At 74.6% G+C, this 12,932-nt stretch carries 16 protein-coding genes and 1 pseudogene; 4 read left to right on the plus strand and 13 right to left on the minus strand.

Annotated features, from left to right (window positions below):
• Positions 1-121: 121 nt before the first annotated feature.
• From C5508_RS03680 to C5508_RS03705, 6 genes are all read right to left on the minus strand, one after another.
• On the minus strand, positions 122-406 hold the full coding sequence (locus tag C5508_RS03680; RefSeq protein WP_232796897.1) for a VOC family protein: 285 nt from the start codon (positions 404-406) through the stop codon (positions 122-124).
• Between the two features lie 141 nt (positions 407-547).
• Complete coding sequence (locus C5508_RS03685; protein WP_104523605.1) at positions 548-1,297, minus strand: SCO1664 family protein; 750 nt, start codon at positions 1,295-1,297, stop codon at positions 548-550.
• A gap of 14 nt (positions 1,298-1,311) precedes the next feature.
• On the minus strand, positions 1,312-1,863 hold the full coding sequence (locus C5508_RS03690; protein ID WP_104523606.1) for a DUF3090 family protein: 552 nt from the start codon (positions 1,861-1,863) through the stop codon (positions 1,312-1,314).
• Between the two features lie 63 nt (positions 1,864-1,926).
• Positions 1,927-2,625 (minus strand): histidine phosphatase family protein, encoded by a 699-nt coding sequence (locus C5508_RS03695; RefSeq protein WP_104523607.1) that lies wholly within the window; start codon positions 2,623-2,625, stop codon positions 1,927-1,929.
• A gap of 123 nt (positions 2,626-2,748) precedes the next feature.
• A complete protein-coding gene (locus tag C5508_RS03700; RefSeq protein WP_104523608.1) occupies positions 2,749-3,603 on the minus strand; it encodes an alpha/beta fold hydrolase in 855 nt (284 codons plus the stop codon).
• Positions 3,604-3,645: 42 nt separating this feature from the next.
• On the minus strand, positions 3,646-4,488 hold the full coding sequence (locus tag C5508_RS03705) for an undecaprenyl-diphosphate phosphatase (protein ID WP_104523609.1): 843 nt from the start codon (positions 4,486-4,488) through the stop codon (positions 3,646-3,648).
• 161 nt (positions 4,489-4,649) lie between these two features.
• Here C5508_RS03705 and C5508_RS03710 point away from each other — a divergent pair, with 161 nt between their 5' ends.
• Positions 4,650-5,630 carry an aldo/keto reductase gene (locus tag C5508_RS03710; RefSeq protein WP_104523610.1) on the plus strand — a complete coding sequence of 327 codons (981 nt, stop codon included), beginning with the start codon at positions 4,650-4,652 and terminating at the stop codon, positions 5,628-5,630.
• The gene (locus C5508_RS03715; protein WP_104523611.1) at positions 5,627-7,579 is read left to right on the plus strand and encodes an AAA family ATPase; all 1,953 of its coding nucleotides are present in this window, start codon (positions 5,627-5,629) and stop codon (positions 7,577-7,579) included. Before C5508_RS03710 ends, C5508_RS03715 begins: the two co-directional genes overlap by 4 nt.
• A gap of 12 nt (positions 7,580-7,591) precedes the next feature.
• On the opposite strand, the gene C5508_RS03720 is transcribed toward C5508_RS03715, so the two are convergent.
• The 4 genes and pseudogenes from C5508_RS03720 to C5508_RS03735 form a co-directional block, all read right to left on the minus strand.
• Complete coding sequence (locus tag C5508_RS03720; protein ID WP_104523660.1) at positions 7,592-8,218, minus strand: maleylpyruvate isomerase family mycothiol-dependent enzyme; 627 nt, start codon at positions 8,216-8,218, stop codon at positions 7,592-7,594.
• A 164-nt stretch (positions 8,219-8,382) separates the two neighbouring features.
• Positions 8,383-8,667: pseudogene (locus tag C5508_RS20175) on the minus strand (DUF2470 domain-containing protein); the annotation flags it as partial.
• Between the two features lie 231 nt (positions 8,668-8,898).
• Positions 8,899-9,201, minus strand: a complete 303-nt coding sequence (locus C5508_RS03730) for a hypothetical protein (RefSeq protein WP_104523612.1) — start codon at positions 9,199-9,201, stop codon at positions 8,899-8,901.
• 67 nt (positions 9,202-9,268) lie between these two features.
• Entirely contained in the window at positions 9,269-9,541 is a 273-nt protein-coding gene (locus tag C5508_RS03735; RefSeq protein WP_104523613.1) for a hypothetical protein, read from the minus strand.
• A gap of 130 nt (positions 9,542-9,671) precedes the next feature.
• Here C5508_RS03735 and C5508_RS03740 point away from each other — a divergent pair, with 130 nt between their 5' ends.
• Positions 9,672-9,875 carry a DUF5703 family protein gene (locus tag C5508_RS03740; protein ID WP_104523614.1) on the plus strand — a complete coding sequence of 68 codons (204 nt, stop codon included), beginning with the start codon at positions 9,672-9,674 and terminating at the stop codon, positions 9,873-9,875.
• Here C5508_RS03740 and C5508_RS03745 read toward each other — a convergent pair.
• Both C5508_RS03745 and C5508_RS03750 read right to left on the minus strand, forming a co-directional pair.
• Complete coding sequence (locus tag C5508_RS03745; RefSeq protein ID WP_104523615.1) at positions 9,868-10,704, minus strand: pentapeptide repeat-containing protein; 837 nt, start codon at positions 10,702-10,704, stop codon at positions 9,868-9,870. The genes C5508_RS03740 and C5508_RS03745 overlap by 8 nt on opposite strands.
• Before the next feature lie 39 nt (positions 10,705-10,743).
• On the minus strand, positions 10,744-11,700 hold the full coding sequence (locus C5508_RS03750; protein ID WP_104523616.1) for an NADPH:quinone oxidoreductase family protein: 957 nt from the start codon (positions 11,698-11,700) through the stop codon (positions 10,744-10,746).
• A gap of 133 nt (positions 11,701-11,833) precedes the next feature.
• On the opposite strand from C5508_RS03750, the gene C5508_RS03755 reads away from it, so the two are divergent.
• Positions 11,834-12,406 (plus strand): class I SAM-dependent methyltransferase, encoded by a 573-nt coding sequence (locus C5508_RS03755; RefSeq protein ID WP_104523617.1) that lies wholly within the window; start codon positions 11,834-11,836, stop codon positions 12,404-12,406.
• Between the two features lie 4 nt (positions 12,407-12,410).
• On the opposite strand, the gene C5508_RS03760 is transcribed toward C5508_RS03755, so the two are convergent.
• Positions 12,411-12,674 (minus strand): hypothetical protein, encoded by a 264-nt coding sequence (locus C5508_RS03760; RefSeq protein WP_104523618.1) that lies wholly within the window; start codon positions 12,672-12,674, stop codon positions 12,411-12,413.
• Positions 12,675-12,932: the final 258 nt, after the last annotated feature.

Here is a 12,932-nt window from a genome sequence, read left to right on the forward strand (position 1 = left end):
GTCCTGTCGGCGGCCACAACTGGTTCGAGGCCTGCGGCCGCCCCGCCCATCGCGAGATCCGCTCCCGCAACCGCGTGATGCACCGGTGCGCGGAGCACGCTCCCGACTGACCGACGACACCTCACGGCCAGGTGACGGCGTGGCGGTCGCATTCCTCGCCGGTCTGGACGCCGACGACGCAGAGCACCAGCCCCGCCGGGTCGAGCATCTGCCAGAACGACCCCATGTCCCGGTGGCGGGTGGCACCCAGCGTCTCCAGCAGCGCCACCTCGGCCTCGACGTCGTCGCTCTCGATGTCCACGTGCCAGCGGAGCGGCGTCCACTCCCCGGTCCGCTGCACCTCGACGTGGAACCCGCCGGCGAACGAGCCGAGAGAGGCCCACTTCCCGTCGTCGGGGTCCGGCACGGGGGAGCGACCCGTGGCACACCCGCCCAGAAGTCGCGACCGGGCCGGATCCCCGCGTTCTCACGCCAGCGGGCGGCTCTCCGCGGCGAGGTAGCAGCGCGCATGCGCACGCGGGCGAGTCCGAGCCGCCGGGTCAGCGGCTCAGAAGGGCGGCCAGGGCAGCGCGGGCCAGTCGCCGCTGGGCTCGGGGTGGCGGCCGGTGCGCAGCAGGTCGGCCACCCGCCGCTGCGTGCAGCGCACCTCGGTGCGCGTGAGGTGCTCGTGCAGCTGCTCCCCGAGGTCGCCGCGAAGCTCCTCGGCGATGCGCTCCAGCACCTCGACCGCCTCGGCCGGCAGCCGCTTGCCCGCCCAGCGCCACAGCAGCGTGCGCAGCTTCGGGTCCACGGAGAAGCAGATGCCGTGGTCGACGCCGTACACGTGGCCGTCGGCCATCGGGATGATGTGGCCGCCCTTGCGGTCGGCGTTGTTGACCACCGCGTCGAAGACGGCCATCCGGCGCAGCGCGGGGTCGTCGCGCCGCACGAACTCGGCGAGGTCGACGTCCTCGTCGCCGTCCATCCAGAGCTGCACCATGCCGGGGCCGAACTGCCCCTCGCGCAGCACCGTCGGGGGCACGACCCGCCAGCCGGTGGCCTCCGAGACCAGGTACGCCGAGATCTCCCGCCCGGCCAGGGTGCCGTCGGGGAAGTCCCAGAGCGGCCGCTCTCCCGCCACCGGCTTGTAGACGCACTCGGCGGCGAGTTCGTCGGTGCGGATGGTCCCGACGAGCGTCACGTTGGAGGCGTCGAGCATCCGGCCCTCGAGGTCGATCTCGCCGTCGCGCAGCAGCGTCAGGGCCTCGGCGTCGTCGGCCGGTGAGCGCAGGTCGGGCTCGGCCGGCTGCTCGTTCATCGGGGCGCCGCCGGTCAGCGGCGGTAGCCGTTCTGCCGGGGGCACACGTGCCCGACCGGATCCAGCGGCAGCGAGCACAGCGGGCACGCGGGACGGCCGGCGGCGACGACGCGGCGGGCCCGTGCGATGAAGGCGCGGGCGGCCATCGGTGTGATGGTCACCCGGAGCGCGTCGGGGCCCTCGTCGCTGTCGGAGAGGATCGCGTCCTCCTCGATCGGCTCCTCGCCGGCGGCGACGGCCTCCACGACGACGGCCTCGGCCGACGCGTCCCAGGCCAGCCCCATGGCCGCGACCCGGAACTCCTCCTCGACCGGCGCGGTCAGCGGCTCCAGGTCGTCGACGTCGGCCTCGGGCGGGATGACCGTGTTCGCCCGGCCGCTCACTTCGTCGAGGAGCTCGTTCATCCGGTCGGCGAGCACCTGCACCTGCGTCTTCTCCAGGGCCACGCTCACGGTGCGGCCGGCGTCGTCGGAGGCCTGCAGGTAGAACGTCCGGTCCCCTGGCTGGCCCACCGTCCCCGCGACGAAGCGGGTGGGGCGTTCGAAGAGATGGACCTGGCGTGGCACGCGCCCCACGTTACGCGGGAGCGGTGTCGCCCCGCCGTCCGCGACGCGGTCCGAAAGCCGACGTCAGGCCGGTGCCCCGGCGCCGCCGCCCACCACGGCGTCGGAGGAGGCCTTGCGACGGCGTCCCTTGCGGGTAGTGCGGATCAGGGCCGAGACGTCGCCGCCGGCGTCGTTGATCCGCGCCACGAACGGCCGGGTGTCGGTGTAGGTCACCACCGAGATCGACGCGGGGTCGACGACGATGCGCTGGAACTGGTCGAGGTGCAGGCCCAGCGCGTCGGCGAGGATCGCCTTGATGACGTCGCCGTGGCTGCAGGCGAGCCACACCGCGTCGGGGCCCAGGCGCGCGTTCCACTCGCGGACGGCGGCCACCGCCCGTGCCTGGGTCTGCGCCAACCCCTCGCCGTCGGGACCGGGGAACACGGCAGCGGAGGGGTGCTGCTGCACGACCTTCCACAGTGGCTCCTTGGCCAGCTCCTTGATGGCGCGGCCGGTCCAGTCGCCGTAGCGGGCCTCGCCGAGCCGGTCGTCGGTCCGCAGCTCCAGCTCGCGGCCGGCCAGGACCGCGCCGGCGGTCTGCCGGCAGCGCTCCAGCGGGCTGCTGACGACGGCCGCGAGCGGGACCTTCGCCAGCCGCTCCCCCACCGCCTGCACCTGCGCCTGGCCGGTCTCGTCGAGCTGCACGCCCGGTGTCCACCCGGCGAGCACCCCGCCGGCGTTGGCGGTCGTGCGGCCGTGGCGCAGAAGGATGACCGTCGTCATCGGGCTCGCCTCATCGACCGGCCGGCGAGCAGGGGCCCGACGCGAGCGTGCGAGCGGTGGGGGGCTCGGGGGTCCTTGTGCACGCCGTGGAGCCTAGTGACCGCGCCTGGGAGTTCCGGCCGCTCAGGAGGCGTCGAAGACCTCGCGCAGCCGCGCGGCGAACGCCTCCGGCTTCCCGGGCTGCCCGAACTCCGGTCCGAGGAAGCCGCCGTGGCCACCGGGGAAGACGACCGGCTCCTGCCCGAGCGCCCGGGCGACCGCGACCGACGTGCGGCCGGTCAGCAGCTCCGCCGACTCCTCGCCGACGGCGACCACGATCCGCGTCGGAGCGGCGGCGAGGGCGGCGACGTCGGGCCGGTAGGCGGTCACCGGGTTCGAGGCGCCCGAGAGCAGCGGGTCCTCGCGCGCGCCGTCGTCGTCCGCCGGCAGGCCGAAGGCGGCGGGGTCCGGCAGCCGGACCCCGAAGTCCTCGGGGAACTCGCCGGTCCAGGAGGTGAGCGCGAGAAAGGCGGCCATGCCGTGGCCCCAGCCCTTCTCGCGGTAGGCGGCCTGGACGGCGCGCTCGGCGGCGACGGCCCGGTCGGCGTCGGGGAGCAGCGTGATCAGCGGGGGTTCGTGGGCCACGACCGTGGTCACGTCCCCGGGGTGCGCGGCCACGAGCGCCAGCGCCGTCACCGCTCCACCGCTGCTGGCGAACATCTCCACCGGTCCGCCGATGACCTCGATGATGCGGTGCACGTCGTCGGCGTTCTGCTCCGGCGTGTGCTCGCTCCGGCCGTCCTTCCGCGTGCTGCGGTCCATGCCGCGCGGGTCGTAGGTGACGACGGTGCGGTCGGCCAGGTATCCCGCCAGCGTGCCGAAGCCGCCGGCGCCCATGGGCGCTCCGACGAGGAACAACGGGGGCCGGCCGTCGGCCGGCGGCAGCGAACCGTGGACGTCGTAGGCGAGCGTGGCCTCGGAGAGCTCGAGCATGGTCATGCGGGGCAGACCGTTTCGGCGCCCGGAACTCATCGGCGGGGCTCAGGCGCCGGCCGCGGGGTCCAGCACGCCGGAGAACACCAGGCCGAGGATGAGCAGGCCGAGCAGGATCCGGTAGACGACGAACGGCGTGAAGCTGCCGCGGTCGAGGTAGCGCAGCAGCCAGGCGATGACGGTGAGCCCCACGCCGAAGGCCAGCACGGTGGCGAGGATCGTCGGCCCCCAGGAGACCGGCGTGCCGCCGTCCTGGTCACCGCCGAGCTCCTCGTAGACCTGGTAGAAGCCCGAGGCCAGGACGGCGGGGACGGCGAGCAGGAACGAGTACCGCGCGGCCGCGGCCCGCGAGTAGCCGAGGAAGAGCCCGGCGGTGATCGTGCCGCCGGAACGCGAGACGCCCGGGATGAGGGCCATCGCCTGGGCGAAGCCGTAGCCGATGCCGTGCGGCACGGTGAGCTGGTCGAGCTCGCGCTGCTTGGCCCCGATCCGGTCGGCGGCGAAGAGGACCAGCGAGAAGACGATCAGCGCGGTGGCGACGATGCGCAGGTCGCGGAACGTCGTCTCGATGTCGTCCTGGAACAGCAGGCCGAGGATGCCGATCGGCAGGCTGCCGATGATGATCAGCCAGCCCATCCGGGCGTCCGGGTCGCCCTTCCGCCGGCCGCCGAGCGAGGCGATCCAGGCGGTGATGATCCGCCCGATGTCGCGCCGGAAGTACAGCAGGACGGCGGCCTCGGTGCCGATCTGGGTGATGGCGGTGAACGCCGCACCCGGGTCGCCCCAGCCGAACCCCTCGCCGACGACCCGCAGGTGGGCGCTGGAGGAGATCGGCAGGAACTCGGTGAGCCCCTGCACGATCCCGAGGACGACGGCTTCGATCCAGCCCATGTCAGCGGTCCCCGGGGAGGACGGCGGCGGCCGGACGGCGGAGGGATCGTTCGGGCACGACCCGGAACCCTAGGCGGCGGCACGCGGACCCGCGGCGCGGCACCCCGGGCGGGCCGGTCCCTGCGGGTGGACGTCGTCCGGCGACGGTAGGTTGGCCGGTCGTGGAGCAACGGGCGCTGGGTCGCAGCGGACTGGTCGTCTCCCGGCTCGCGCTGGGCACGATGACGTGGGGCGGCGACACCGACGAGGACGAGGCCGCCATGCAGCTGACGGCCTTCGTCGACGCCGGCGGCACGCTCGTCGACACCGCCGACGTCTACTGCGACGGGGAGAGCGAGCGGATCCTCGGGCACCTGCTCACCGACGTCGTCCCGCGGGCGGACGTGCTGGTCGCGACCAAGGCCGTGGGCCGCACCGGCAAGGGGCCGATGGGGCGGGGCGCGTCCCGTGGGCACCTGATCTCGGCGCTGGACGCCTCCCTGGAGCGCCTGGGCCTGGACCACGTCGATCTGTGGCAGCTGCACGCCTGGGACGAGACGACGCCGCTCGAGGAGACCCTGGCGGCCTGCGATCTCGCCGTCTCCTCCGGACGGGCCCGCTACATCGGGGTGAGCAACTACACCGGCTGGCAGACCGCGCAGGCCGCCACCTGGCAGAAGGCATGGCCGGGTCGCACGCCGGTCGTGAGCACGCAGGTCGAGTACTCGCTGCTGCAGCGCGGGGTGGAGCGCGAGGTGGTCCCCGCCGCGGAGGCGCTGGGCGTCGGCGTGCTCGCCTGGTCACCACTGGGCCGCGGCATCCTCACCGGCAAGTACCGGCACAGCACGCCGTCGGAGTCCCGGGGCGCGTCGCAGCAGTGGCAGGGCTTCATCGACGGCCTGCGGTCGGCGAAGTCCGACCGCATCGTCGAGGCGGTGATCACCGCCGCCCAGGGGCTGGGCACCACGCCGCTGGCCGTCGCCCTGGCATGGGTGCGGGACCGGCCGGGCGTCGTCGCCCCGGTGGTCGGCGCGCGCACCGCCCAGCAGCTCCAGGCGTCGCTGGACGCCGACGGCGTGCGGCTGCCCGCCGCGATCCGCACCGCCCTGGAGGACGTGTCGGCTCCGCCGTTCAGCTATCCCGAGCGCCGGTCGGACCGGTGAGCGCCGCACCCTCCTCCCCCGGCGGCGACCAGGTCTTCGCCGCCTTCTGCGCGGCCGGGCTCTGGCCGGGCCTGGGCAAGCGCGCGGCCGCGGAGCTCCCTGGCGCGGGGATCACCGGACCGGACGACGTCACCGCCGACCGGCTGACGAAGCTGCCCCGCGTCGGGCGGCAGCGCGCCGAGCGGCTGTTCTCCAGCTTCCTGGCCGCTGCGCCGACCTACGAGGTGGTGGGGCTGCTGGTCGCCGCCGGGCTGCCGGCCAAGCTGGCCGCGGGGGTCGCGGACGGCCTGGGGCCCGACGCCGCCCGCCGGCTGCGCGACGACCCCTGGGCGCTGCTCGGGCTCCCCGGTGTGACCCTGGGTGACGCCGACCGGCTGGCGATCGCCGTCCTCAAGGGCGCCGACCGGCAGGACAGCCGGCGCGGCCGGGCGATCGTCGTCCTCACCCTGCGGACGGCGACCCGCGACGGGCACACCGTGCTGCCCGCGGACCTGGTCGTCTCGGCGCTGCAGGCCGAGGGCATCAGCGACCCGGTGGCCGCGATCGTTGCTGCGGTCGACGGCGGCGAGGTGCTGGAGCACGAGCCGCCGGAGCCGGAGTTCGACGAGGACGCGGACGAGCAGCCCGAGCCGGATCCGGCGCTGCGGATGCTGTCGCTGGCCCGCTTCGGCATGGCGGAGGAGGCCGTGGCGGAGAACGTGGCCCGCCTGGCCGCCGCCGCGGAGCGGATCGCCGACCCCGCCTCCGTGCGCTCGGTGGCCAAGGGGCTGGACGAGGCGCAGAAGCAGGCCGTCGCCCAGGTGCTCTCCGCCGGCGTCAGCCTGCTGACCGGTGGACCGGGCACCGGCAAGAGCCGCACGGTCGCCTCGATCGTGAAGCTGCTGCGGGCCAAGGGCACCGACATCGCGCTGGCCGCGCCCACCGGCCGGGCGGCCAAGCGCCTGGAGGAACTCACCGACCACCCGGCGACCACGGTGCACCGGCTGCTCGGCGCGCAGGGCGCCTCGGGCGGGTTCTCCCGCAACGAGGAGTGGCCGCTGGACGCCGACGTGATCGTCGTCGACGAGGCCTCGATGCTCGACGTCGAGCTGACCGCGGCGCTGCTGGAGGCGTGCCCGGACGGCACCCACCTGCTGCTCGTCGGGGACCCGGCGCAGCTGCCCTCGATCGGCCCCGGCCACGTGCTCGGGGACCTCATCGACTCGGGAACCGTGCCGGTCACCGAGCTGACCACCCTCTACCGGCAGGCCGAGGGCGGCGCGATCGCCCGGCTGGCCTCCGCGGTCCGCGCGGGCGAGCTGCCGCCGGTGGACTCCCCCGACCGGGAGGTCGTCGTGGTGCCGGCCGCCGGCAGCGCGGAGGCGGCACGGCGGGTGGTGCAGCTGGTCACCGACTCCATCCCGCGCGCGCTGGGCATCGAGCCGGGCTCGGTGCAGGTCGTGACCCCCGTGCACCGCGGACCGGCCGGCACGATCGAGCTGAACAAGGCGCTCAAGGACAAGCTCAACCCCGGCGAGGGCGCGGTCTTCGGCTTCGACCCGGGCGACCGCGTCGTCGCCACCGCCAACCACCTGGACCTCGACCCGATCGGCTTCGCCAACGGCGAGGTCGGCGTGGTCACCGGCACCGGTGACGGCTCGCTGACCGTCGACTTCAGCTCCGGCCCGGTCACGTGCACCGGCCAGGCGCTGTTCGACCTCCGCCACGGCTGGGCGATCACCGTGCACCGGGCGCAGGGCTCGGAGTGGCCGGGCGTCGTCGTCGTGCTCCCGCCGGAGGCCGGCGGCATGCTGTCGCGGCCACTGGTCTACACGGCCCTCACGCGGGCGCAGAAGCACCTCTCGATCGTGCCGGCGAGCGGGGCCGCCCTGGCCCGGGCGGTCCGCGACGTCGAGGCGCGACCGCGCCGGACCAGACTGGCCGAGCTGCTGCGGGAGATGGCCGGCTGACGGCGCCCCGGGTCAGGCCAGTCGGCTGCGCAGCGTCGGCACGCCGTCGCCGCTGAGGGAGTCGAGCGCGGCGGTGCGGCCGGTGATGCCCAGCAGCACCGCGTCCGCCCGGCCGCTCACGGTGGGACCGCTGCCGTGCGCCCAGTCCAGGTCCTCCGCGACGAACCGCAGCCCGTCGAGCGTGCCGTCGGCGACGAAGCTCCTGGCGCCGGCCGAGGTCAGGAAGGTCAGCGACGTGCGCAGGCGCGCCTCGGGGATCTCCCGTGGCAGCCCCAGTGGCCGGCGGATGTCCAGGCCGTGCACCAGCAGGTCGGTGAGGGGCGCCTCGGGCCCGGCCCCGGGAGGGGTGAACCGCGAGTCGGCCTTCCGCCGCAGCACCTCGACGAGTTCACCGTAGGGCCGGCGGGCCTGCTGGCGGGTCAGCCGGACGTTGGCCCGGTCGAAGTTCCCGCGGCAGATCAGCATGGCCACCGCGAACCGCGCGAGCCCCACCTCCAGCGGGACGACGAGGTGCGCCAGTACGTCGTGCACGGTCCACGCGCTGCACAGGCTCGGCGTGGCCCGCTGCTCCTCGGTGAGGCCGGACAGCAGGTCGGCGAGGCAGCGGCGCTCCTCGGCGATCTCGGCAAATGCGTCCACGGAGCCACCCTGGCACGAGGAGGAGCGCGCGTAGCCCTGCTCCCGCGCCGCCCGCTGGGCCCGACGGGCCGCGCAGAGCACCTGTCCGACGGCGGCGCCGAGCTGCCTCGCGCAGTGAGCGGCCCGGCGAAGGGCACGCGGACGTCGGTGTGCCCCAGCGGGCGCTCGACGCGCAGCCGGAACCCGAAGCGGTCCAGACCGAGCGGCCGGACGACGTCGGCGGCCCCGACCAGGCCCGCAGGCAGGCGCCCGGCCAGCAGCCCGAGGACGTCGGCGTGGTCGGAGGCCAGGTGCCGCAGGGTGTCGGACCCGATGCCGGCCAGCGGGTCGGGACGGGCGGCGAGGAAGTCGCCGGGGCTCACGTCGACGGTCGTTCCGCACTCCCCCAGCACGACCTCGGCCAGGCCGAGCCGCAGCAGCGCGGCGGTGCGGCCGACGACGAGCAGCACCTGTCCCGCCGCGGTGACGGTGTGGGCCGGCAGCCGGCTGCCGCCGATACCGCTGGCGCAGACGGTGGCGGCGGCGCGGGTGGCGACGGTCCGGGGGGGCTCGGCGGCCCGGGGGCGAAGGTCGTCGTCGGAACGGCGTCCGTGCGCGGGCGGGCTCGGGCGGATCTGCGCGACCCCTCCTCGGCTGAGTTAGGGCAGCCTGACGACGGCAGTGCCCCAGGGGCCAGGAGGTCAGCGGGCGGAACCGCTCCGATGCTGCGCGATCCGCAGCAGGAGCACCAGCACGGCACAGACGAGGACCAGGCGGACACCGTTCCCCGCCTCCCCGGCCCAGCCGAGGGCGATCACCGGCAGCCCGACGGCCAGGCCCAGCAGGAAGCCGCGAAGAACACGCCTGCCGACGGAGGTGCGGGACTCGAAGCCCTGCGCGACGGAGACCGGGATCCCCGCGGCCGCTGCCCAACGGGCGACGGCAGCGTCGACGTCGGTCCCGGCATCGTCCCGGATTGCCTGGGTCGTCGTCCCGCGCTCCACCCGCCCACCATGACGGAGAGTGACGGCGGGGGCAGCCCGGACCGGAGGATTCACCCGCCCGGCGGACTCAGTCGCGGACGTCGTCCTCGTCCAGCGGCACGTCGGCCTCCTGCTCCAGGACGTCGGCGTCGTTCGCCTCGCGGTCGCCGAGCGGGCCCCGCGGGGTGCCGGCCTCCCCCGGCCGGGCCGAGAGCTGCTGCTCCAGGGCGTCGGCCTCGGTCGCCTCCCCGATCGGCGCGCCGGCCTCGGCCGCGCGGCTCACCGCCGGCGGGTCGAGCAGCGCCTGCTGCTCCGCGCGGTCGGCGTCGGGCACGTCGCTCGAGAACCCGGGCTCGGTCACGTCGTCTCCCCTCGAAGCAGGTCAGGTCTCCCCCATCGTGCCGGTCCGGCCGCCTCCCGGCAGGCCGAGCTGGTGTGACGGAGACGACCAACCCGTGACGGGCCGCCGGATGCCAGGCACAATCGGATCGATGGACACGCCCGGGGACTACGAGTTCGCGCCGCTGCGGATCCCTCCGGGCACGTCCCGGTCGGCGGCGGCGACCATGCTGAGCCTGCAGTCCGAGGTCGGTGGCTGGGAACTCGCCCGCCTGCAGCTGCACGCCGACGGCACGCGCAAGGTGATCATGCGCCGCCGCGCCCGGCTGTCCTACCTGCCCAAGCCGGTCATCTAGGCAGCGGTCCCCTCCAGTGCGGCGGGTGCTCGAGCGCGGCCGGCAGCCTCGTGCTCGCATCCCCCCGGGCGGCGGTCACCTGCGGCCGGGTGAGGAACAGGCACCGGCTCAGGTCCGCGCCCCGGAGGTCGGCGGCGCGCAGATCGGCGCCGAGCAGGTCGGCGGAGCCGAGGTCCGCGCCGCGCAGATCGGCACCGATGAGGTAGGCGCCCCGCAGGCTCGCGTCGCGCAGGTCGGTGCGGCGCAGGTCCCGGCCCATCAGCTCGGCACCCCGCCGGTTCCGGGCTCGGGGCCCGCGCACGAGCTCGCTCACCCGGCCCAGCAGCTCGCCCACGGGTGCGCGGTGTGCCCCGGCGTCCAGGGCGGCGAGCTCCTCGGCGCTCCGCCGGGTGAGCTGCTCGATCTCCCGTCGACGGGCAGCGGCCTCCGCGTGCAGCGGCGAGGCCGCCGGCAGGGCGAGCACCTCGGAGAGATACCACAGCGTCTCGTGCAGCTGGCGCATCACCGGCAGGACGGCGAACTGCTGCGACGCCAGCTCCGGCGAGTCGCGCCAGCTGCGGCCGCCGAAGGTGCCCTGGGTGATGTGCTGGCCGGCGCCGAAGCAGTCGAACACCGTGCACCCCGGGAAGCCGCGCTCGCGCAGCTCGCCGTGGATGCCGCAGCGGAAGTCCCCGCCCAGGTGGCGGCACGGGGTGCCCGCCGGCTTGTCGATCGCGAAGTCCGCCGAGGCGGCGAAGGCCGGCGCGACGCAGCACAGCCCGGCGCACCGCGAGCAGTCCGCCCGGAGGGAGGACCGGTCGTCGACGAGGGGTAGCGGATCGGACGGCATGGCGGGCACCAGGCTAGGCGCCCGCCCCGCCCGGCCGGCTCAGGGAACGAGCACGACCTTGCCGACGGTGTCCCGGCTGGCCAGCTTCAGCAACGCCTGCGGAGCCTGGTCCAGGGGCAGCACCTCGCCGACGAGGGGGTCGACGGCGCCCTGCTCGACCAGCGCGACCAGCGCCTCGTGGGTCTCGGTGAAGACCGACGGCTCGTACTTGCGGTACAGGCCCCAGTGCAGGCCGACGACGCTGTAGTTCTTCACCAGCAGGTGGTTGGCCGGGGCATCGGGGATGCGGCCGCTGGTGAAGCCGACGACGACGATGCGACCCTCGAACGCGACGCACTTGCGCGACTTGTCGAAGACGTCGCCACCGACCGGGTCGTAGATGACGTCGGCGCCGCGGCCGCCGGTGACCTCCTTGACGATCGGGACGAAGTCCTCGGTCGTGTAGTCGATGACGTGGTCGGCGCCGAGGTCCGTGCAGACCTGGGTCTTGCGCGCGCCGCCCGCGGTGGCGATGACCGTGGCGCCGGCGGCCTTGCCCAGCTGGATCGCCGCGGTGCCGACCCCACCGGCACCGGCGTGCACCAGCAGGGTCTCGCCCGCCTGCAGGTGCGCGCGGCGGTGCAGGCCGACGTAGCCGGTCTGGTAGGTCAGGTAGAGCGACGCGGCCTTCTCGTCGGACATGGAGTCGGGCACCGGGAAGGCGGCCGCGGCGTCCATGAGCGCGTACTCGGCGAACGCGCCGGGACCACCGGCGGGCGAACCGATGACCCGCTGCCCGGTTCCGACGATCTCGCCGCACAGCTCGACGCCGGGCGTGTAGGGCAGCGGAGGCTTCTCCTGGTACATGCCCATGGCCATCAGCACGTCGGGGAAGTTCAGCGCGGCCGCCCGCACCTTGACCAGCACCTGGCCCTCCCCGGGGGTGGGCTGGTCCACCTCGTCGAAGGACATGACCTGGGAGGGGTCGCCGAGCTCGTGGACTCGCCATGCACGCATGCCCCCGACCTTGCCAGAGCGCTGGTGACCGTCGTCACGGGGGCCGGGGGTTCCTCTCGCCGGAGCGGCGCGGGCGTGTCAGGGTGCGGTTCGTTCGGCCGCCCGTCCCAGCGGCGGCCCGGGAGGGGACCTGATGCTCCAGCAGCTGACCGACCGCCTGCGATTCCTGGGGGCGTTCGCCGCCAACCCGCGGCAGGTCGGTGCCGTTCTTCCGACGTCACGGACGGCGGTGCGGGACATGCTGGACCTCGCCGACGTCCCCGGCGCCGACCTGGTCGTCGAACTGGGCGCCGGCACCGGCGCGCAGACCCAGGAGATCCTGGCCCGGATGAAGCCCGGCGCCCGCCTGGTGACCCTCGAGATCGATCCGCGGCTGGCCAAGCTGCTCGACCAGCGGTTCGACGACCCGCGGGTGCAGGTGGTGTGCGACTCCGCGGAGAACCTGGCCGAGCACCTGGGCGGGGACAAGGCCGACGTCATGGTCTCCGCGCTGCCCTACACCTCGCTGGAGCAGCGGCTGCGGCAGCGGATCCTCGACGTGCTGCCCGGCGCGCTGGCCGAGGACGGCACCGTCGTCGTCATCCAGTACTCGCCGCTGATGCTGGCCGACTTCCGCAGGCGGTTCCGCACCGTGACCTGGCGGATCACACCGTGGAACGTGCCGCCGGCATTCCTCTTCGCCTGCCGCGGACCCGTCGTCGACTGACGGGTCAGCGCGTCGACCGCGGTTCCTCGTCGTCGCCGGACACGAAGTTGCTGGGCACGAAGGTCCCCAGCGAGCCGTTCTTCGAGAAGGCGGCCCACGTGTTCAGGCCCGTGGCGGCCACGACCATCAGGCACCAGAAGGCCAGGAACGCCTTCCCGCCACCCTCGGCGTCGCGGAGCATGCTGATGCCGAACACCAGCATGCCGATACCCATGACGATGCCGAGGACCGCGAAGGGCTTGCTCGGCTTGTAGCGCATCGTGCGCATGGCGGGGGTCCTTCCGTTCCTGTCGACGTCGTCCAGGCGGGTCGATCCCCCTCCCACCGGCCGCCATCCTGACGGGGAACGGGCGGCCGCGCACGCGGAGGCGCCCCCCCTTACGGTGAAAGTGTGATGCCTGGTCAAGGGCGGGTTAGGCGGGGACCCTGTGGCCGCCCCCGACCCTTGATGCAGGTCGCGCAGGCGGCCGGCGTGTCGTCGGCGTGCCGCAGCGCCCTGCCGTGCCAGACCCCTGGCGGAGAGTGA

This window comes from Blastococcus atacamensis, assembly GCF_002938425.1.
Taxonomy (GTDB): Bacteria; Actinomycetota; Actinomycetes; order Mycobacteriales; family Geodermatophilaceae; genus Blastococcus; species Blastococcus atacamensis.